The organism is Streptomyces sp. DS1-CR2 (assembly GCF_055760475.1).
Window position 1 is genome coordinate 4,691,220 of record NZ_CM147085.1, and the last position, 19,000, is coordinate 4,710,219.

The 19,000-nt window shown below is 72.5% G+C and carries 16 protein-coding genes and 1 pseudogene; 4 read left to right on the forward strand and 13 right to left on the reverse strand.

The features are described 5' to 3' along the window. Positions 1–111 precede the first annotated feature (111 nt). Positions 112–812 (forward strand): annotated as a pseudogene (locus ACY0PA_RS22570) (alkaline phosphatase PhoX); the annotation flags it as partial. A 21-nt stretch (positions 813–833) separates the two neighbouring features. Here the strand turns inward: ACY0PA_RS22570 and ACY0PA_RS22575 are convergent. Then, positions 834–1,775 carry a LysR family transcriptional regulator gene (locus ACY0PA_RS22575; RefSeq protein ID WP_473079534.1) on the reverse strand — a complete coding sequence of 314 codons (942 nt, stop codon included), beginning with the start codon at positions 1,773–1,775 and terminating at the stop codon, positions 834–836. 197 nt (positions 1,776–1,972) lie between these two features. On the opposite strand from ACY0PA_RS22575, the gene snpA reads away from it, so the two are divergent. Next, positions 1,973–2,638, forward strand: a complete 666-nt coding sequence (gene snpA, locus ACY0PA_RS22580) for a snapalysin (protein ID WP_473079535.1) — start codon at positions 1,973–1,975, stop codon at positions 2,636–2,638. A gap of 110 nt (positions 2,639–2,748) precedes the next feature. Here the strand turns inward: snpA and ACY0PA_RS22585 are convergent, their stop codons facing one another. The 8 genes from ACY0PA_RS22585 to ACY0PA_RS22620 all read right to left on the reverse strand — a co-directional run bounded on the left by ACY0PA_RS22585 (position 2,749) and on the right by ACY0PA_RS22620 (position 11,397). Next, positions 2,749–4,707 carry an FUSC family protein gene (locus ACY0PA_RS22585; protein WP_473079536.1) on the reverse strand — a complete coding sequence of 653 codons (1,959 nt, stop codon included), beginning with the start codon at positions 4,705–4,707 and terminating at the stop codon, positions 2,749–2,751. Between the two features lie 31 nt (positions 4,708–4,738). Then, positions 4,739–5,749: an endonuclease/exonuclease/phosphatase family protein gene (locus tag ACY0PA_RS22590; protein ID WP_473079537.1), complete on the reverse strand. Its 1,011-nt coding sequence runs from the start codon at positions 5,747–5,749 to the stop codon at positions 4,739–4,741. Between the two features lie 120 nt (positions 5,750–5,869). Beyond that, complete coding sequence (locus tag ACY0PA_RS22595) at positions 5,870–6,370, reverse strand: DUF7144 family membrane protein (RefSeq protein WP_473079538.1); 501 nt, start codon at positions 6,368–6,370, stop codon at positions 5,870–5,872. Beyond that, complete coding sequence (locus ACY0PA_RS22600; protein WP_473079539.1) at positions 6,367–7,284, reverse strand: hypothetical protein; 918 nt, start codon at positions 7,282–7,284, stop codon at positions 6,367–6,369. Before ACY0PA_RS22600 ends, ACY0PA_RS22595 begins: the two co-directional genes overlap by 4 nt. A gap of 101 nt (positions 7,285–7,385) precedes the next feature. Next, on the reverse strand, positions 7,386–7,790 hold the full coding sequence (locus ACY0PA_RS22605) for a hypothetical protein (RefSeq protein ID WP_473079540.1): 405 nt from the start codon (positions 7,788–7,790) through the stop codon (positions 7,386–7,388). Between the two features lie 106 nt (positions 7,791–7,896). Next, entirely contained in the window at positions 7,897–9,606 is a 1,710-nt protein-coding gene (locus ACY0PA_RS22610) for an IclR family transcriptional regulator domain-containing protein (RefSeq protein ID WP_473079541.1), read from the reverse strand. A gap of 100 nt (positions 9,607–9,706) precedes the next feature. Further along, positions 9,707–10,531 (reverse strand): ParB/RepB/Spo0J family partition protein, encoded by an 825-nt coding sequence (locus tag ACY0PA_RS22615; protein WP_473079542.1) that lies wholly within the window; start codon positions 10,529–10,531, stop codon positions 9,707–9,709. Beyond that, positions 10,531–11,397 carry a nucleotide-binding protein gene (locus ACY0PA_RS22620; RefSeq protein WP_473079543.1) on the reverse strand — a complete coding sequence of 289 codons (867 nt, stop codon included), beginning with the start codon at positions 11,395–11,397 and terminating at the stop codon, positions 10,531–10,533. Before ACY0PA_RS22620 ends, ACY0PA_RS22615 begins: the two co-directional genes overlap by 1 nt. A 545-nt stretch (positions 11,398–11,942) precedes the next feature. Here ACY0PA_RS22620 and ACY0PA_RS22625 point away from each other — a divergent pair. Continuing rightward, positions 11,943–12,722, forward strand: a complete 780-nt coding sequence (locus ACY0PA_RS22625; RefSeq protein WP_473079544.1) for a mechanosensitive ion channel family protein — start codon at positions 11,943–11,945, stop codon at positions 12,720–12,722. A 6-nt stretch (positions 12,723–12,728) separates the two neighbouring features. Here the strand turns inward: ACY0PA_RS22625 and ACY0PA_RS22630 are convergent, their stop codons facing one another. From ACY0PA_RS22630 to ACY0PA_RS22640, 3 genes are all read right to left on the reverse strand, one after another. Next, positions 12,729–13,025: a DUF6401 family natural product biosynthesis protein gene (locus tag ACY0PA_RS22630; RefSeq protein WP_473079545.1), complete on the reverse strand. Its 297-nt coding sequence runs from the start codon at positions 13,023–13,025 to the stop codon at positions 12,729–12,731. Between the two features lie 87 nt (positions 13,026–13,112). Next, complete coding sequence (locus tag ACY0PA_RS22635) at positions 13,113–13,910, reverse strand: DUF4389 domain-containing protein (protein ID WP_473079546.1); 798 nt, start codon at positions 13,908–13,910, stop codon at positions 13,113–13,115. Between the two features lie 239 nt (positions 13,911–14,149). Next, positions 14,150–15,685 carry an AMP-binding protein gene (locus tag ACY0PA_RS22640; RefSeq protein ID WP_473079547.1) on the reverse strand — a complete coding sequence of 512 codons (1,536 nt, stop codon included), beginning with the start codon at positions 15,683–15,685 and terminating at the stop codon, positions 14,150–14,152. Between the two features lie 203 nt (positions 15,686–15,888). Here ACY0PA_RS22640 and ACY0PA_RS22645 point away from each other — a divergent pair, with 203 nt between their 5' ends. After that, complete coding sequence (locus ACY0PA_RS22645) at positions 15,889–16,266, forward strand: nuclear transport factor 2 family protein (protein WP_473079548.1); 378 nt, start codon at positions 15,889–15,891, stop codon at positions 16,264–16,266. Positions 16,267–16,275: 9 nt separating this feature from the next. Here the strand turns inward: ACY0PA_RS22645 and ACY0PA_RS22650 are convergent, their stop codons facing one another. Continuing rightward, the gene (locus ACY0PA_RS22650; RefSeq protein WP_473079549.1) at positions 16,276–18,858 is read right to left on the reverse strand and encodes a polysaccharide lyase family 8 super-sandwich domain-containing protein; all 2,583 of its coding nucleotides are present in this window, start codon (positions 18,856–18,858) and stop codon (positions 16,276–16,278) included. Between the last annotated feature and the right edge of the window lie 142 nt (positions 18,859–19,000).

Genomic DNA, 19,000 nt, shown 5'->3' on the forward strand with positions numbered 1-19,000 from the left:
CAACTGCCGCACGCCCGGCACAGGTTCACGCCTCGTTCACCCACCGTCCCCCTTCTCGCTCGACCACGCCCCCAGCGTCACGCCGGAGTGACCGTAAAGGGGAGGAAAAGAGTGCGTAAAACGCTGCCGCTTCTCGGCTCACACAACGGGGGCCGTGCCGCGCTGACCTGCCGGTTCCGTTGTGGGGACGCCTGATTTCAGGAGGTGCCCAACACAAGTTCCAACGAGTACGCCGGTGACGTCATCGCCGGTGCGCTGAGCCGCCGTTCCATGGTGCGCACGGCCGCGGTCGTGACCGTGGCCGCCGCGACGGCCGGCACGGTCGTGGGATCGGGCGCCCCGTAGCCGCCGCCGCCACGCCGTCGGGGGCGGCAACAGGCGTAGCGCACAAGGGTGAGACGGGGGCGCGTGGACTGCGGTTCACGCCGGTCGCGCCGAACACGGCGGACCGGGTCTCCGTCCCCGAGGGTCACGCCCAGAACGTCGTCATCAGCTGGAGCCAGCACATCCTGCGCGGAGGGCCCGCCTTCGATCCGGACAAGCAGTCCGCAAAGTCCCAGGCAGGACAGTTCGGTTACAACAATGACTTTCTGAGCCTCCTCCCCTTGCGCGGTGAGCACGGCCGTCAGGTCCTGGTCGCGAACCACGAGTACACGGACGAGATCCTGATGTTCAAGGGGTACGACCCCGAGAACCCGACGCGCGAACAGGTGGAGACCGCCTGGGCGGCGCACGGCCTGACGGTCGTCGTCGTGGAGGAGTCCCGGCGCAGCGGCGGGCGAGGACGGCTGCGACATCGGCGTCCGAACCGGCTCAGGCTGCTTCAGGTCGCCTCAGGCCGTCGCCGCGTCCGGCAGGCGCTCGCGATAGGCGGGTGCCTGCCGGGCCGCTTCCCAGTAAGCGTCCGCCAAGTCCCCGTAGACCGCGTCGAGTTCGGCCTCCGTGCGGGCGGCGAGGACGAGGCGTACGCCGATCGGGTCGCCGTCGAGGGGTCTTACGGCCATGTCGGGGCGGGCCCGTGAGGTCGGCTGGCACAGGGTGACGACCTCGCCCGTGGCGACCAGGGACGCCGCCGTGAGGTAGTCGCCGTGCAGGATCGGGGGGTTGAGCCCGGCGGCACGAAGCACCCGCAGGAGCCCGTGCCATTCGCCGTCCACGGTGGGGTCGACCATCCACCGGTCGTTCGCGAGGTCGGCGAGGCGCACGACGGGGCGGCGCGCGGCCGGGTGGTCGGCGGCCAGGGACACGTACTGCGGCTCGCGTTCGACCAGGACGCGGCAGCGCAGACCCGGCGGGACGCGCAGCGGGCTGCCCTCGACCTCGTGCACGAACGCCACGTCGAGCCGGCCGTCACTGACGAGCCGGAGCAGGGTGTTCGCCGAGACGTCCATACGGAGCGCGGGCTCGCCGCCGGAGGGGTGCTCGCGCTGCCGCAGCCGCCGCAGCCAGCCCGGTATGGCCCGGCTCGCCGTGGAGCCGATCCGCAGATGGGGGCCGCCGGCGGCGAGCGCGCCGGCCGCCCTGGTCTCCGTGACGAGAGCGCGCATGCCGTCGACGAGGGGCCGGGCGCGGTTCAGGACGACGCGGCCCAGGGGGGTCGCGCGGCACCCGGTGCGCTCCCGGGCGAAGAGCGCGCCGCCGAGCGTGTCCTCGATGCGCCTGAGCTGGGTGGACAGCGACGGCTGGGTCATGCCGAGCAGACGGGCCGCCTTGTGCAGGCTCCCGGTGTCGTCGATGGCACACAGCGCGCGCAGGTGCCTCACCTCGAGCTCCATGAACATCGAGCGTAAGGCGGTCACAGACGTCGCACCAGACGTCCAAATGCGAACCGAAACGGGCGAGTTGGGCGGGTGATAGCTCCGTCCTATCGCCAGTTGCCATCATCCCCAGGGGTCCCGGGCGCCTCCACACTCTCCCTCGTACCGAACCGTTCACGTAACCCCCACTCACGGAACGAGGAGGAGCCCCCCACATGAAGCTCTCCCTGCGCTACGCCTCGGTGGCGGCCGGCATGGCCCTGGCCGCCGGCGCGCTCGCCACCGCGGCCCCCGCGTCCGCCGCCCCGGCCCCGGTCGGCGCCGGCTACACCCACTACGCGGGTTCGGCCGAGGAGGCCGCCGCCAACAAGGCGTTCTTCCAGGCCGTCCTGAAGTCGGTCGCGCAAAAGCGCGCCGCGCACCCGGGCGCCGCGTCGGTCACCGTCACGTACGACGCGTCGGGCGCCCCGACCTTCGCGCAGCAGATAGCCAACAGCACGTCGATATGGAACTCCTCCGTGTCGAACGTGAAGCTCCAGGCGTCCTCGGGCGGCGGCGACTTCTCCTACCGCGAGGGCAACGACCCGCGCGGCTCGTACGCGTCGACGGACGGGCACGGCAGCGGCTACGTCTTCCTGGACTACGCGCAGAACCAGGAGTACGACTCCACCCGTGTCACCGCGCACGAGACCGGTCACGTCCTCGGGCTCCCCGACCACTACGAGGGGCCGTGCAGCGAGCTGATGTCGGGCGGCGGCCCGGGCCCGTCCTGCACGAACCCGAACCCGGACGCGAACGAGAGGTCCCGCGTCGACCAGCTGTGGGCCAACGGCTTCGCCAAGGCCATGAAGTCGCTGAAGCAGTCCGCCAAGACCGGCTGACCCTCACTGACTGACCGTCACTGACGTACTGGAGCCACCGGAACCACCCCCCACACCGATGCGGGCCGTCCCCTCCCCGGGGCGGCCCGCATCCGCGTCTCGTACCGGCGTCAGTGCGGTGAGGCGATGGCGCGGGCGGCCGCGACCTCCTGGCGTACGGGTTCCAGCACCCCGTCGCGGTCCGCCTCGCTGAAGTCGGCGCGCACCCCCTCAAGGACGTCGGAAGCGCGCAGCCCCTGTGCCAGCTCCCGCAGTTGCCCCGCGGCCTGCGCCACCTCGGCGGCCCCCGGCACCGGTGCCCCCTGCTTGACCCGGATCCGCGCCGCGGTCGTGGCATCCACGATGCGTTCCACGGCGACGACGAGCGGCCACCAGGCGGCGGCGCGGCGGCCGGTGGGCGGCGGTTCGGTCAGGGCGCGCTGGAACTCGCAGCGGATGACGGACAGGTCGCGGTAGAGCCGGCGGCGCATCCGCGCGCGGGCGGCCGGGACGTCCGGGTCCGCGGACGCCCCGAACGCGTGCTCCACGTACGTCGCGGTGTCCGCGACGGCGTCGGCGAGCCGGTCGCCGACGCGGGTGTGCCAGCTCTCGGGCCACAGCAGATATCCGGCGACCAGCGCGATGGCGCAGCCCATGAGGCTGTCCAGGAGCCGCGGCAGGACGAGCCCGATGCCCTGGTGGTTGAGGGTGTCGGACAGCAGCAGGATGGCCGGCGTGATGGCGGCGGTCTGATAGCCGTAGCCGCGCGGGGTGAGCGCCGGAATGAAGGCGGCGAGGGCCATCAGCACGGGCACGTCCCACCATCCGCGGGGCACCACGCCGAGGACCACCGTGGCGAGTACGAGACCGACCACCGTGCCGAGCGCGCGCAGGACGGCCCGCGAGAACACCGAGCCGAAGTCGGGCTTGAGGACGAACGTGATGGTCAGCGCCACCCAGTAGGAGCGCGGGACCGGCACCGTCGAGACGAGGACCTGGGCGATGCCGATGCACACGGCCAGGCGCAGCCCGTAGCGCCAGGAGGCGCCGGACAGCACGACGCTGCGCGCGGCGCGGACGGCGCGCACGCGCAGGGTGGCGGGACGGCCGAGGCGGTCGGCGTCGAGGGCGCGGTGGGGATCCGTGTTCTTGCTGGTGACGAGGTCGGCGGCGTGCCGCACCGCGTGGTCGACGGCGCGGGCGGCGGGTCCTTCGGGTGCGGGCAGGTCGAGGGGCCCCGCGTCGGTGCTGCCGGTGTCGACCGCGTCGGCGAGGCGTCGTACGGCGTCGGGGACGGCGGCGGGCAGCGGCACCCCGTGCTGGTGGGCGGCGGGCGCGGACTCGGCGATCGGGGTGAGCGCGTTCAACAGGGCGAGCAGGCGCACCAGTTCGGGGTTGCGGCCGTGGGCGAGGGCGCGCCGGGCGAGGACGAGGTCGTAGGCCTGGTTGAGGGACTGGGTGACGGCGTAGCGGGTCTCGACGTAGTTCTCGGGGTCGGCCGCCGATGCGAGCAGGTTCGCGACGGAGCGGTACGTGGCGGCGACGGCCGCGCGTTCCGGCACCCCGGACCGCAGCGGCCAGGCGAGCAGCGCGAGCGCGAGGACGAGGAGTCCGCCGCCCGTCATCAGGAGCGGCGCGAGCCACCACTGGCCCGGCAGGGGCAGCCCGGCGCCGATCACGCAGTTGAGCAGGAGCAGCAGCCCGGACACCGAAGCGACCGCGCCGATCGTCGAGATCATCCCGGAGACCAGCGCCACGCCCGTGACGGTGGCGACGGCAATCCAGCCGTGCCCGTACACGAGCGCACCGACCGTCACGCCGACCGCGCCGAAGAGCTGCGGCACGGCGATGTTGAGGATCCGCATCCGGTAGGCGTCGGCGGTGTCGCCGATGACGCCGGACAGGGCGCCCATGGAGGCGAGCGCCCCGTACGCGGGCTGCCCGGCGGCGAGCCCGATCGCGAGCGGCAGCGACAGCGCGAGGCCGGCGCGCGCGACGGCCGCCCAGGGGATCGGCGCGGGGTGCGGACGCAGGGTCCTGACCAGCCAGTCGGGCGGTGCGAGATGGCGGTCCGGGGACTCTGGGCGCATGCCGTCCATTGAACGCTACGGGCCCCGGTGCTCAGGACGTTGCCGGTCGGTGCATCGTCAGGTCGACCAGGAGGGCGCGGTGGTCGGTGTCGGCCAGCTCGACGAAGCGGGCGGAGTGCGCGGAGAAGTCCTCGCTCACGAGGACGTGGTCGATCTGGGTGCCGAGCGGCGGGCGGACGCGCGACGGCCAGCTCGGGGCGCGGGACTTCCCGGCGAGGCGGGCGCTGTCGTGCAGGCCCGCGTCGAGGATGTGCCGGAACGCGGCGTGGTCCTGCGTGGCGTTGAAGTCCCCGGCCAGGATGGTCGGCTGCGAGCGGCCCGCGGCGGCGAAGTCGCGCAGCTCGCCCAGCTCGGAGCGCCACAGGCCGACCTGCCGGGGCAACGGCGGCATCGGGTGCGCGAGCTGGAGCCGCACGTCGTGGCCCTTCACATCGGCGACGGCGCCTGGCATGCCCATGGTCCCCGGGATGCCCGCGGCGGCCTTGAGCGGATACCGGCTCAGAATGACCGACCCCTGTGAGCCTGACGCCTCCACGGCCTGCCGGTACGGGAAGTCGGCGCGCGGCAGCTCACGGCGCAGGCTGTCCTGGCACCCGTTATCGCACTCCTCGACGAACACCAGGCCGGGCCGCTCGCGGCGCACCGCGCCCACCAGCGACTCGGTGCCGCGCCCGAACTGGACGTTCGAGGAGAGGACCCGCACATCGGCGACCGGAGGCCCGCTCGCGTCGACGTCCTTGCCGTACGGCTCGATGTACCAGGCGAGGGCGCCGAGCGCCGCGACGCCCCACACCATGCCGATACGCCAGCGCGCGAGCGCCGTGAGCAGCAGCGCGGCGCCCGTCGGCGCGAGGAGCCAGGGCAGGAACGCCAGGAGCTGCGGGACGGGGGTGACCCCGTCCACGTCCGCGATCCGGCAGCCCACGACCGCGCTGACGCCGGCGAGGAGCAGGCCCGCGGTCCAGGCGGCCAGAGTGCGGCCCGGCCTGCGGTCCCGGTCGTCGTGGGGGAGGACCGGCGGTGGGCCGGGCTCTTGCGTCACTTGCTCCAAGGCCCGGGCCCGCCTTCCGCTCGCTCCGACACCCTCCGGCGCCGGATGCCGGAATCCTCCCTCAAATCCTCCCCCTCAAAGAAGGGGAGGCGCGGGGAACGGTTGCCCGCTTCAGGCGTGGGCGGAGCGCCTCGGCTCCTCGGAGGCCAGCGCCCAGATGACGAAGACGCCGATGGCGATCGCGATGAGCGACCAGAGGGGTTCGTAGGGCAGGAACATGAAGTACGCGATGACGTACAGCGAGGCGATGGCGATGCCGACGCCGCGCGCCCAGCCTTGGTCCTTGAGGATGCCGAAGCCGGTGACCGCGACGATGACGCCGATGATCAGGTGGATCCAGCCCCACGTGGTGAGGTTGAAGGCGTACGTGTAGGTGCCGAGGTGGGCGTACACGTCGTCCTTGGCGATGCCCGCGATGCCGTTCAGGATGCCCAGGATGCCGCTGACGATCATCAGGACACCGGCGAACACCGCGCCGCTCGTCGCCCAGCCGCTGCCCGCGCCGTCACCCCTGGTGGGGTCGGGCTCGGGGGAGCGGTGCTTGTCCGACCAGAGGCCGTGGCCGGCGTCGGGTCCGGGGGGCGGTGTCGGGGTGGTGGGGGTCTCGCTCATTCAGTCCTCCTCGGTGTCACTGGCATGCTCACCCCGGAAGCGGCAGGCCGCATTTCGGGAGGAACCGCAGGGGCCGCAGGGCGCGGCGGTGTCCTGCGGCGCAGGCGCTCCGACAGCCAGGCGCAGACGGTCACCGCGAGGGCCACGCTCGCGGTCCACCAGGACGCGGTGCGCAACGACGAGCCGAGGGCGTCGTAGGCCGCGCCCGCCGCGGAGCGGTCCACGTCCGAGGACAGGTTGTCGAGGGTGAGGGAGCGGCCCGTCGCGAGCGCGACGAGGAGCGCCCCCGCGGCCACCGCGACACCGAGCGCGGTCGCGGTCAGGGCCCGGCGCCGGCTCCGGGCGAGCGCGAGGCCCGCGGCGGCGAAGGCGACCGCGGCGAACGGGAGCCACAGGCCCGCCCGTTGGAGCAGGTGCAGCGACTGGCGCAGCCGGTCGAGGTCGCGCGCACTGATCACGGTGATGATGGTGTGCGTGACGGGGATGCGGTCGGCGAAGGGCACGCCGTCGTCGCTGAGCTGCTGCTTGACCTGCCCCGTGACGGGCGCGAGGTCGAGGGTGACCGGGCCGTCGGTGCCGTCGTCGATGGCCTGCTGCACGGCGTCGTGCGCGGCCCGGTTCGCCGTGTTCCACGCCTTCTGGAAGGCGTCGGTGCCGGTGAAGGACTCCACGGCGTCATGCACGAACGCGTCCACGGCCGACTGGATCGGCCCGGCGTCGAGTTGCGTCACGATGACGTTCGTGACGGCGCCGGCGACCGCGCCCCGCACGGCCGGTTCCGAGGCGAGCGGAGCCATCGTCGCGACGTACCGGTCACTGTCCCCGACCTCGTACTTCGCCCAGACGGAGAGCGTGCCGAGCGGCACGAGGAGGCAGGCCAGGGCCAGCAGGACGACGGACAGGGCTCTTCGCATCCTCCCAGGCAACGGGCGGACGGCGCAGGGCGCCAGCGGGGGCGGGGCAGATGGCGGCTTCTGCGGTGGAGGGCTCGGCCGAACGGGTGTTTACTGGCCGGTCAGTTCTCGCGGGTGTAGTAGCGGTAGAACATGGTCGCGAACACACCGGCGGCGACCGTCAGGGCCATGATCGTGGACCGCAGGACCGAGGCGTCGGTCAGGCTGTAGAGATAGCCGAACGCGATACCGGCCCACGCGGCCCAGGCGACGGCGCGCAGTTCGCGCGGCAGCCGGAACGAGGCCCGGTGCATCCCGAAGGTGACCACGGCGACGATGACACCCGTGAGGAGGCCGAACAGGACGTTGCCCGTGGTGATCGGGCTCGGACCGGCGTCGCGGCGGATGCCCGAGGCCCAGATGCCGTAGACGATGCCGAGCAGGAGAGAGAGCCTCATCGAGAGCCTGGAGCCGGCCGCCATGGAGCGCAGGCCGGAGGTTCCTGAGGCGGGTGCCGCGTGAGCCATGACGGCTCCTTTCTGCCTTTCCCCCCGCCTTCCATTGACCTCCGTCGCCTTCCGATCCGCAACATTGCGGCCGGTTCTGTGCCGCTCTGCGCCGCTCTATGCCGCTCTATGCCGCGGGGATACGGGCGAACCGCCCGGCGACGTGCAGATCGGCCTCGATGCGCGAGGCCGTGGCGAGCAGCGCGGGCAGGACCTCGTCCGTGACCTGGGCCAGGTCACGGCGGCTGCTGTGCGTGGCGACGTTCACCGCGGCGACGACCTGCCCGGCGAGGTCGCGCACCGGTACGGCGACGGAGCGCAGCCCTTCCTCCAGCTCCCCGTCCACGAGCGCGTGACCCCGTCGCTGTACGTCGTCCAGGAGCGCGCCGAGCCGGTCGGCGCCGGTGACGGTGCGCGGGGTGAGGGGAGTCAGGTCGGCGCGGGCGAGGAACGCGGCCCGCGCGTCCGGGGCCAGACCCGCGAGCAGGACCCGGCCCATGGACGTGGCGAAGGCGGGGAAGCGGGTCCCGACCGAGATGTTCACGCTCATCACCCGGCTCGTCGCGACGCGCGCCGTGTACCGGATGTCGTCGCCGTCGAGCACGGTCAGGGACACCGAGTCGTGCAGCTCGGCGGAGAGCGCCCGCATGTGGGGCGTGGCGATCTCGGCCAGCGTGAGGTGGGACAGGGGCGGGAAGCCGAGGGCGAGGACGCGGGGCGTGAGCCGAAAGCCCCGGCCGCGCGAGGCCACGTATCCGAGGTGCTCCAGCGTGATCAGGGCGCGGCGTGCGGTGGCCCGCGCCAGGCCCGTCGCCGCGGCGATCTCGGTGAGGTTCAGCTCGGCCCGCCCGGCCCCGAAGACGGTCAGCACGGCGAGCCCGCGCGCCAGCGACTCGACGAAGTCCCGCCCGAGCCGCTGTTTGACCTCGGCGGCCCAGGCGGCGTCCGGTCCCTTCGCCCGCGCTCCCGCCGGCGCGGGAGCGTCCGGCCCCGGACCGGGCGCAGGGCCGTCCGGCGCCGGTTCGCGCAGCGCCTCCTCCATCTCCGTGACAGCGGCCCGCAGCCGCCCCAGCATCGCCTCGCGCAGTGACGCGGCGGTGTGGCGGCTGGTGTGGCTGACGACGCTGACCACGCACGCGACGGCGCCCCCGGGACCCCGTACGGGCACGGCGAGCGCGACGAGGCCGGGCTCGATGAGCTGGTCGTCAAGGGCCCAGCCGGCGGCCCCGGCGCGCGCCACGCGCTCCTCGAACCGCTCCTTCTCCGGCGCCTGACGGGGCGGCACCGCGGGGAAGGCGCGGTCCTCGGGATCCGCGGCCCGCCGGGCCCGCCACCGCGCCCACATCTCCTCGTCCCACGCGCCCGCGAACAGCGGTCCCGGCGCGGTGCGTTCGGCGGGCAGCAGGTCGCCGATGCGGAAGCTCAGCGACATGGCGCGACGCCGCGTCGCCTGGTGGATGAAGCGGATCCCGTCCCCGTCCGGAACCGCCAGGGACACCGACTCGTCCAGCTCGTCCGCGAGCCGCTCGGCGCGCGGCCCGAGCAGCGCGGGCACCCGCAGAGCGCCCAGATAGGCGTTGCCCACGGCCATCAGCGGCGGCGCCAGCGTGGCGGCACGCCGGTCGAGGCGCAGGCAGCCCATGTGCGCGAGGGTCGCGCAGATCCGGTCGACCGTGGACCGGGCGAGGCCGGTCGCCCGCGCGAGCTCGCTGAGGCTCAGCGTGCCGCCGGCGTCGGTGAGCCGCCGCAGCACGTCGATGCCGCGCATCAGCGGCGCGACGGCCTCCGCGGGCGCCGCGACGCCGGGGTCGAGGGTGGGAACCGGTCCAGTGGACATGTGCGATGACTGCTCTCCGTGACGCATGCTCCGGCAACGGTAGAGGAATCCCCCGCCGGCCGGTTCCCCGCCCAGGCGCGAGCGCCCGTCGCGGGTGCGCTCAGCGGGCGAGGAGTTCCAGGATCCGGTCGAGCGCCGCGGGGGCGAGATGGCGGCGGAGGGACTCGACGACGTCTTCCGGGGTGCCTCGGCTGTCGATTTTGATTACGCCGTAATCGCGCCGGGCCTTCGGGACGGTCGGCGGGGGTGCGCCGGTGTCGCCGGGGAGCGCCTGCTCCTCCTGGGGGAGGCGGGCGATGCGGCGGGCGTCCTCGACCGAGACGCGTCCGTCGGCCAGCGCCTCCTGGAGGTCCTCGCGCAGCTTCATCAGGGACAGGCGCTGCGAGACGAAGCCCTGCGTCTTGCCGATGCGGGCGGCTACCTGGCGCTGCGAGTAGCCGTAGCTCTTGATGAGGCCCTGGATGGCCTGGGCCTGCTCCAGCTCGGTGAGGTCGTCGCGCTGGACGTTCTCGATCAGGGCGTCCTCGTCGGTGCGGGACGCGTCCTCACGCACCAGTACGGGCACCTCGTCCAGGCCCGCCATCCGGGCCGCGGCGAGCCGCCGGTGGCCGTGCAGGACGACGTACGGGGCCCGGCCCACGGCCGCCTCGTGGTGCGGGTGCGCCGCGACGAACACGGCACGGGGGACCACCCCGAGCGCCTGGAGCACCCCGCGCTCGCGCACCGTCTCGGCGAGCCCGTCCAGGTCGCGCAGCTCGTGGCGCGGATTGTCGGGGTTCTCGGCGAGGTCAGTGAGCGCGACGGTGACGGGGTGCGCGGCGTCGCGGGCAACGGGCTCGGCGCCTCCCCCCGACGGCGGCTCCGCGGCGGGGGCGGCGGCGCCGGAGGAGGACAGCAGGGAGGACAGATCGGTACGGCGCCCCATCAGACGTTCACCTTCCTGGCGCTCTTGGCGTTCTTGTCGGTCTTGTCGGTCTTGGTGTTCCCGGCGCTCTTGGCCTTCGTGCCCTTGGCCGCCGCAGGCTGCGCGCTCTTCTTCTTACTCGTACGGGTGCTGCTCGCGGAGCGCTTGGCGGGGGCCGGGATCGCGGCGAGGCCCACCTCCAGGGCGAGGCGGAAGAAGTCCTCGCGGGCCTGGAGCGCGACGCGGTTCGCGCCGTACTGGGTGACGACGAGGCCGTCCGCGGAGGCGCGCGTGTGCAGCTTGTAGTGCCGTACGACCGTACGGGCCAGCGGCCAGTCCTGGGCCTCGACGAAGGCGCGCGTCTGCTCCAGGTCGGCCTTGCCGTCGCGCGGGTCCCAGTTGTTGATGACCACGCGGTAGGGCAGGCCGCGCGGCTTCACGACGCGCTCGATGGTGCGCTGCGTGGGCTGGAAGCCGAGCGGTTCGGGCTCGATCGGCACGATCACGTCGTGGGCGTTGGACAGGACGGCGCGCAGCGCGTCCGCGGCGGCGCCCTTGCCGAGCGGGTCCTCGCCGGCGGACTCGGCGAGGTCGAGCCAGCCCGGGGTGTCGACGAACACGTGCTGGGCGGAGGGGATGCGGGAGAGCGCGGCGAGCCCGGCCAGGTCGTCGTGGGCCTGCACGAAGTCGAAGGGGAGGCCGCCGCCGACGCGCTCCGACCACCACACGGCGGAGCCCTGCGGGTCGATGGAGACGGCGACGACGGGCGGCCGGCCGCCCTCCGTCCCCGCGCCGAGCACGTCCGCGGTCACGGCGGCGAGGTTGACGGCGAGCGTGGACTTACCCACGCCGCCCTTCTGATTGAGGATCACGTGCACGTGGGCCATGCTCACCACACTCCCTGAGAGACCGGCGTAACGAACGAATCTGATGAAACGCGCGAAACGGGTGATTCTGTACCTGGTCACTGTGGCAGTGCGGGCAGGGGCGCGTGGAGCGAACACGCCGTGGACGGCGGGTGGTTACGCCCGGACATCCACTTGCGCGTACCCCACGGCCCGCCCCTCTGCGTCCGGGAGCCGCCCCATCACTTCACGGCGTGCAGGGCGACGGCCGGAGAACAGCCGTTCGAAACGTTGAGTGATGCGGTGCCTGCCCTGCGCACCGGCGCCGACAACTTCGCCGCCGCCGAGGGCCCGGTCACCGCGAACGTCCTGCTCGTGGCGAAGGACGGCGTTCCCTACAAGGACACGGATACAAGGACGCGGACGGCCTCGCAGCCTGAACCTCACCTGTCACACGAATGGACGCGGCCCACGGGCCGCGTCCATTCGCGCGCTATATCCACGAAGGAGCACATCACCGCATCTGTGGGGGGCTCGACCGCCCGGCGCGGCAGCGCGTCCGGGCCCCAGCGAGTGGAGGACCACTCATGCCCAAGCTCATCGACACCACCCCACTCGCCGTGGACTTCACGGGGGGCCTCAACGACGCCTGGTCGAAGGTGGCCCAGTTCGTGCCGAAGCTCGTGGGCTTCGTGGTCGTTCTGGCCATCGGCTGGTTCATCTCGAAGATGATCGCCCGCGTGCTCGACCGGGTCCTGCGCAAGGTCGGCTCGGAGAAACTCGCCGAGCGCTCCGGCTCGGCCCGCATGCTCGAGGGCTCCAAGTACGACATGACGGCGATCGTCTGCAAGGTCGTGTACTACGCGCTGCTGCTGATCACCCTGCAGATCGCACTCGGCGTCTTCGGCCCGAACCCCGTCAGCAACATGATCAACGGCATCGTGGCCTGGCTGCCGCGCGCCATCGTCGCGATCGTCCTGGTCGTCATCGCCATGGCCATCGCCAACGTCGTGCGCGACATCGTCACCAACTCCCTGTCGGCGGTCTCGTACGGCAGGACCATCGGCACGATCGTCTGGGCCTGCATCGTCGCGCTCGGCGTGATCGCGGCGCTCGGCCAGGCGGGCATCGCCACGGCGGTCACCCAGCCGGTCCTGATCGCGGCGCTCGCCGCCGCCGTCGGCATCGTCGTCGTCGGGGTGGGCGGCGGTCTCATCGTCCCGATGCGGCAGCGCTGGGAGCGCATGCTGAACACCGCCGAGCAGGAGACGGCCAAGGCCCGCGGCATCTCCCCCTACCAGGCGGGCCGCGAGGACGCGCTGACGAACCAGCCCGTCCAGGAGCGCGAGCGCACCGACGACATGTAATCGGTCCTACGCGAGATCGTGCCGTTTCACCAGCCAGCTGATGGCGGTGAGGCGGCACACCGCGTAGTCGTGTCCGACAGGCTCGCGCCAGCCGTTCTCCGCGAGGGCGTCGAGGAAGCCGAGCGCGTAGTCCGAGAGGACCTCACGGTCGGGGGCCTGCGGCAGCAGCGCGCCCCCGCCCGCCTCCAGCTTGTCCCGCAGTTCCGCGACATGCTGGTCGACGGCGGCCGTGAAGCCGGGCTCGAACGCGAACTCCGCGAAGCGCGGGGTGTACGAGGTGCTGATGCGGGCCAGGGGAGACATGCGCTCCACCGTAAAGGGGGCATAGTGTCCCGGAACAGGCCTTTTGTCATGTCATTGGTCACAGGCCCCGGGCGCGCCCGGAGGTGATCAGAAGCCGGGCAGCGAAGCCTGTACGGCGGCGGGGCCGTCCGCGCCGTAGCGGGAGATGTTGGCCGCGCCGGAGACGAGACCGAGCACCAGGAAGGCTCCGACCAGCACCTTCGCCCCCGCCCCCAGGAACAGGGGCCGCGTCGCGGACGGGCCCGCGAGGGTGCCGACGACGGCGTCCGGTGCCGACTGGTCGCCGAAGAGCCGCTTCGGGTAGGCGGGGGTCAGCAGCAGCAGGTACGCGCCGAGCCGCATCCGGTAGCGCAGGACCGCGGCCGTCGCCTCGAACAGCGGCAGCGGCATCCGGCCGAGGAGCAGCACGACGAGCCACGACAGCACGGAGACGGCCCACCAGCCTGCGGTGGCGATCGCCCCGACGAGCGCCGCGGGGATCACCAGGAGCAGCCGCAGGAGCACGGCCAGCCGGTTGAGGTGCACGGACTGGAGTACGCGCACCCGCACCGGGCAGCCCATCGGCTCACCGAACTCGAAGGGCGGATAGCGGCCGGTGAGGAGCATCGCGGAGGCGTTCACGCGGGTGTCGTAGCCGAGGAACCCCGCGAGATACCGCTCGAGCGCATCGGGCAGCCGCCCGATGAGCAGCGCCGCGAACCAGCCGGCGACCACCGCGAAGAACGCCACCACCGACCGCAGGGCGAGCACGACGAGATGCGGCAGGAGCAGCAGCAGCCGCACCAGCACGAAGAGCCGGTTCTGCCGCCCCGGCTGCGGGATGTCCAACTCGGGCAGGGCCTCGGCCCCCGGAACCAGCGGGACCGTGCCGTAGTGGGGTTCCATGCCGGTAACTCTGCCGAGGGGAAGGGGCACGGGCACCCCGGGTCGTCCGCCCGGGTGGACGGCGGCGGCCGGCACGCACGCTCGCGGCGTTGCCGGGATGCCCCGGCAGCTCCGGTGCAGCTCCGGTACGAGGGACATCCCGGCGCCTCGCGATCGCACGCACCGGCCGCCGCCGGGTGTGCGGATGACGGGACTTCACGAGGGGCCGGGGCCGGCCCGCCGCGGCGCCGGGGTGCGGCTCAGTTCACCCCCCGGTCCCGGCCCTCCCAATACGGCGCCCGCAGCTTGTACTTCTGGAGTTTGCCGGTCGCCGTGCGGGCCAGTTCCTCGCGGAATTCCACCGATGTGGGGGCCTTGAAGCCGGCCAGGCGTTCCTTGCAGTGGCGGATCAGTTCGTCCTCCGTGACCGTCGCGTCGGGGGACCGGACGACCAGTGCCTTGATCGTCTCGCCCCACTTCTCGTCCGGGACGCCGATGACGGCGACCTCCGCGACGCCGGAGTGGCTGAAGAGGGCGTCCTCCACCTCGATCGACGAGACGTTCTCGCCGCCCGTGATGATCACGTCCTTCTTGCGGTCGCTGATCGTCAGATAGCCGTCCTCGCCGACCGTGCCGCCGTCGCCCGTGTGGAACCAGCCGCCCGCGAGGGCCTTCGCGCTCTCCTCGGGCTGCTCCCAGTAGCCCTCCAGGATCACGTTCGAGCGGGCGAGCACCTCGCCCTCCTCGTCGGTGCGCAGTGTCACGCCGAGCGCGGGTGCCCCGGCCCGTACGAGCTTCCCGGCGCGCTCGGAGACGTCAAGATCGTCCCACTCCGCGCGCCCGCGATTCACCGTGAGCAGCGGTGACGTCTCCGTGAGGCCGTAGATCTGGATGAACTCCCAGCCGAGTTCGGACTCGACGCGGGCCACCGTGCGCGTGGGCGGCGGCGCCCCGGCGACGATGATGCGGACCCGGTCGCGCCCCGGGACCGCGCCCTTCCAGGAGCGCGCGGCGTCCAGGACGGCGTTGACGACGGCGGGCGCGGCACACATCACGGTCACGCCGTGCTCGGCGACGCGGCGCAGGATCTCGGCGCCGTCGACCTTGCGCAGCGCGATCTGGCGCACGCCGAGCGCGGACATGGCGAACGGCATGCCCCAGCCGTTGGCGTGGAACATGGGCAGCGTGTGCAGATAGACATCCCGGTCGGTGACGCCCGCGTGCAGGGCGAAGGTGACGGCGTTGACCCAGATGTTGCGGTGGGTGATCTGGACGCCCTTGGGCCGGGCGGTCGTGCCGCTCGTGTAGTTGATCGTGGCGGTGGCGTTCTCGTCGGGCGTCCAGTCGCTGGGGTCCGCGCCGAAGCGGTAGAGCTCGGAGTCGGCGGCTGCTCCGATGGTGAAGCGGTGCTTGGCGGGGACGTCGGCCAGGCGGTCGGTCAGTTCGGGGTCCACGAGGAGAACGTCGGCGCCCGAGTGGGAGACGACGTAGCTCACCTCCTCCGCGGTGAGGCGGAAGTTGACCGGCACGAGGACGCGGCCGTAGCCGCTCACCCCGAAGAACGACGTCAGCAGCCGCGCGCTGTTCGGCGACACGACCGCGACGCGCGCGCCGAGCGGCACCCCGAGGGCGTCGAGCCCTGCGGCCTGGGCCCGTGCCAGCTCGGCCACCCGGCGGTAGGTGAGGTCCTCCCAGGGTTCGGCCGGCTGGACCGGCTCGTCGACCACACCGATCCGGTCCCCGTAGACGGTGGCGGCACGTTCCAGAAAATCAAGGGCCCCGAACGGGACGAACATCCTGGCCTCCCGAGCACTGACGATGAACAACACATCTGGTTCTGTCCGACCACAGCATGGGTGAACCGGGCCGCTCCCGGCATTACCTCCGGCGTAATCGACCCCGGTCCGCCCGCCCGGCAGGCTGAAGGCATCCGGAACCCGGGCGGCGCACTCCTCCCGGGCTCCGGACCCTCATCCGACCTGGCTGGAGGCCGATTCGTATGTCCGTCATCTCTGTTCACGAAGCCGCAGTCGCCCGCTACTTCGAGGCGTGGAACGCCGAGGGCGCCGACGCCCGCGCCGAGGCCGTCGCCGCCGCGTGGAGCGAGGACGGCAGCTACACCGACCCCCTGGCCGACGTGTCGGGCCACGAGGGCATCGCCGCCGTGATCTCCGCGGCCCGCGAACAGTTCCCCGGATTCGCGTTCAGGCAGACCGGCGCCGTCGACGGGCACCACGACATCGCCCGGTTCACCTGGGAGCTGGTGTCCACGGCTGACGGCTCCGCGCCCGTCGCGGGGTCCGACGTGATCTCGCTGGCCAAGGACGGCCGGATCCGTACGGTGCAGGGGTTCCTGGACCGGATCCCGGCAGCGTGACAACTCCCTCTAGCGCAGCGTCACCGTGAAGCTCCGCCCGTATGCGTGGCGGGTGTCCACGTCCAGGCGGGTGCCGTCCGGGACGCGGGTCACCCGCACCTGCGGGTCCGCGGTGACCCTGCTCAGGGGGCGCCCGTGGAGCAGGACGCTCACGGTGTCGCGCTGGGTCGTCGGGTCCGCGACCGCGACGGTGGTCGGGTCGCCGTCGCGCCGCCCGCGCCGGACGAGCACCGACGCCGGGCCCTCGACGCGCAGGCCGGCGGTCTCGTGCCGGCCGGGCGTGAAGGTGTTGGCGGCGGTCAGACCGAGGCCCTTGTGGGTGACGGCCTGGAGGCGCGGTGTGTTCGCGTGGACGGTCAGGGGCCCGTCGGGGCGAGTGTACGAGCGCAGGGCGGCCGCCGCCGCGTTGGGTACCAACGCGTAGGCCAGGCAAGCGGGTTCGGCCCCCGCCGCTTGGTCGACCGTCACGCCGAGGACCTCGCGGGTCACCGCCGTGTCCGGGTTCGCCGTGCGGACCACGCGGCGGCTGCGGGTGACCTCGTCGAGGGAGACCCGCACGCGCGGAGTGTCGAGGAAGACATAGCCGAGCGATGTGCCGCGGGTCGTGTTGGAGTAGCGCAGCCAGTGCAGGTCGCCGGTGCCCGGGCCGGACCACGGACGGCCGTCACGCAGCGCTCCGGTGACCGCGGTCAGGTCGTCCGGCGCGGCCGTGCGGGAGTCGACGGTCGTCGTCACGGCACGCCCCGCCGCGTCGCCGACACCGGCCGCGAGGACCACGATCTCGTCGTCGAACAGGAACCACGACTTCGTCGCCGTCGCGTTGCGGTAGACCACGAAGTCGTCGGGCAGGATGCCCTTCTGCTTGTCCCGGTAGGCGACGTCGTCCGACTGCACCATGGCGGCCGCGCCGTACGCGCCGAGCACCGCGCCGCCCGAGTGCGGGCCGGTGCCGCACGGGAAGTAGACGTACGTGTTCTGCGACTCGGACGACGACGTGAAGTTCAGCGGGTGGCCCGGGTTGTCGTAGTACGGCTTCCCGTAGAGCTCGGGGACCGTGCGGCGCTCCTCGACCGGCGCGGTGACGCCGGCCAGCGCGTACGGCGGGACCGCCGTGAAGTAGTCGACGCCGTACGCCTGCGTCTGGTCCTGGCCGGACAGGTACAGGTAGTACGCGCCGTCGCCCTGGAACCACGGCATGAGGTTCTCGCCGCTCATGTACTCGTACTTGCTGATGCGGGACGAGCTGCGTGCGAGGGCGAAGGCGTAGCCCGGCCTGCGGTGCACGGTGCGGTCCATGGAGTTGAACGCGACCGTGCGCGACGCCGGGTTGAGATCCTCGGCGGGGACGGACACGTCGCCGGTGATGTCGGCGTAGCGCGCGATGCTCACCGGGGAGACGAACGAGGACGGGTCGAGGGCGGCGCGCGCGGTGGCCCGGATGTGTTTGACGTAGCTCTTGAGGGCCATGGCGCCGGCGCCTGCGGTGCCGTCGGCGAGTGACGCCAGATCCACGACCGCCTCGACGACGATCGCGACGTCGGTGTAGCCGGTGTCCGGGCGGGACACCGCCCGGCCCTTGACGATCTCCATCATCCAGCCCTCGAAGATGAGCGGCGCGAAGCCGTTGCGCACCCAGCCCACCACGGTCGGCACCAGCTCCCCGCCGTGCGCGAAGCCCGTGCCGTCGAGGATCTTGAGGGTCTGCACGACCCGCGTGAGCAGGCCCTTCCCGTACGACCCGGTGTAGGCGACGGAGGCGTGCTGGATGAACGAGCCGTCGGCGTAATACCCGTCCGTGACACCGTGGTTGAGGGCGTACGGGTCGATTGTCGCGAAGACCGTGAGCTGGTCGGTGAGGGCCTTGCGGATACGGGCCTCGCCGTCGGGGGTGCCGCCGCCGTCCGCGATGAGGAGGGCGCCCTGGAGGAGGCGGTTCGTGGTGATGTCGGCGAGGTTGGCGCCCGTGTGGAAGCGCGAGTCCAGGTTCACGTCGCCGTCGGTGCCGTTGCGCAGGTACGCGTCCATCGAGGCGACGTAGGTGCGCAGGAGGTCCGGACGGTAGGCCTTCACCTCGTCGGCGAGGAGGACGAGGGTCTTGCTGATGAACTGGGAGAGGCCGATCTCCCAGTAGAACCAGTTGCCGTAATAGCCCTTGGACTGGTCGCCGTAGTAACGCTCGTGCAGCCACACGAGACCGTCGATGACGCGGCGCTGCACCGCCTCGTTGCCGTACAGGTCCGGGGCCGCGCCCGGCGCGCGCGTCGCGAGGGCGATCTCGTACAACTGCTTGTACGCCGTGTTGAGTCTGCCCTCGTCGGTGCCGAGCACGAGCCCGGCGAAGAGTTCACCGGGGCCCGCCGCGTCCATCGACTTCAGGCTCGCGCGGGCGGCCTTGTCGATCGCGGCGCGCTTCGCGGCCGTCTCCGGCCGGGCGTTGGACTCGGCGCTCCCGGCGAAGACCTCCACGGTGTTGGCCAGGAGCCGCGCGCTGTCCGCGGCCGCGTCGGCGGCGCTCGCCCAACCGGTGGGGACCACCGTCATGAGACCGGCGGCTGACAGGACGGACAGCAGGCGTCTGCGGGTGATCTCCATGGCTTCCTCCGCCGCTGAGTTGGCGTGCTGGCGCGCGGAGTCAAGCAGATGGGCCCGAGGGCGACAAGAGGTTCACGGGCCCGGAGGGAAAGCGCGTACTGCCCCTGTCCTGTACGGGTCCTGTCCTTTACGGGTCCCTGTC

Coding starts and splice junctions, on each gene's coding strand:
- ACY0PA_RS22575 (WP_473079534.1), bottom strand. CDS start 1,775: ATGGAGCTCGAGGTGAGGCACCTGCGCGCGCTGTGTGCCATCGACGAC.
- snpA (WP_473079535.1), top strand. CDS start 1,973: ATGAAGCTCTCCCTGCGCTACGCCTCGGTGGCGGCCGGCATGGCCCTG.
- ACY0PA_RS22585 (WP_473079536.1), bottom strand. CDS start 4,707: ATGCGCCCAGAGTCCCCGGACCGCCATCTCGCACCGCCCGACTGGCTG.
- ACY0PA_RS22595 (WP_473079538.1), bottom strand. CDS start 6,370: ATGAGCGAGACCCCCACCACCCCGACACCGCCCCCCGGACCCGACGCC.
- ACY0PA_RS22600 (WP_473079539.1), bottom strand. CDS start 7,284: ATGCGAAGAGCCCTGTCCGTCGTCCTGCTGGCCCTGGCCTGCCTCCTC.
- ACY0PA_RS22605 (WP_473079540.1), bottom strand. CDS start 7,790: ATGGCTCACGCGGCACCCGCCTCAGGAACCTCCGGCCTGCGCTCCATG.
- ACY0PA_RS22610 (WP_473079541.1), bottom strand. CDS start 9,606: ATGTCCACTGGACCGGTTCCCACCCTCGACCCCGGCGTCGCGGCGCCC.
- ACY0PA_RS22615 (WP_473079542.1), bottom strand. CDS start 10,531: ATGGGGCGCCGTACCGATCTGTCCTCCCTGCTGTCCTCCTCCGGCGCC.
- ACY0PA_RS22620 (WP_473079543.1), bottom strand. CDS start 11,397: ATGGCCCACGTGCACGTGATCCTCAATCAGAAGGGCGGCGTGGGTAAG.
- ACY0PA_RS22625 (WP_473079544.1), top strand. CDS start 11,943: ATGCCCAAGCTCATCGACACCACCCCACTCGCCGTGGACTTCACGGGG.
- ACY0PA_RS22630 (WP_473079545.1), bottom strand. CDS start 13,025: ATGTCTCCCCTGGCCCGCATCAGCACCTCGTACACCCCGCGCTTCGCG.
- ACY0PA_RS22635 (WP_473079546.1), bottom strand. CDS start 13,910: ATGGAACCCCACTACGGCACGGTCCCGCTGGTTCCGGGGGCCGAGGCC.
- ACY0PA_RS22640 (WP_473079547.1), bottom strand. CDS start 15,685: ATGTTCGTCCCGTTCGGGGCCCTTGATTTTCTGGAACGTGCCGCCACC.
- ACY0PA_RS22645 (WP_473079548.1), top strand. CDS start 15,889: ATGTCCGTCATCTCTGTTCACGAAGCCGCAGTCGCCCGCTACTTCGAG.
- ACY0PA_RS22650 (WP_473079549.1), bottom strand. CDS start 18,858: ATGGAGATCACCCGCAGACGCCTGCTGTCCGTCCTGTCAGCCGCCGGT.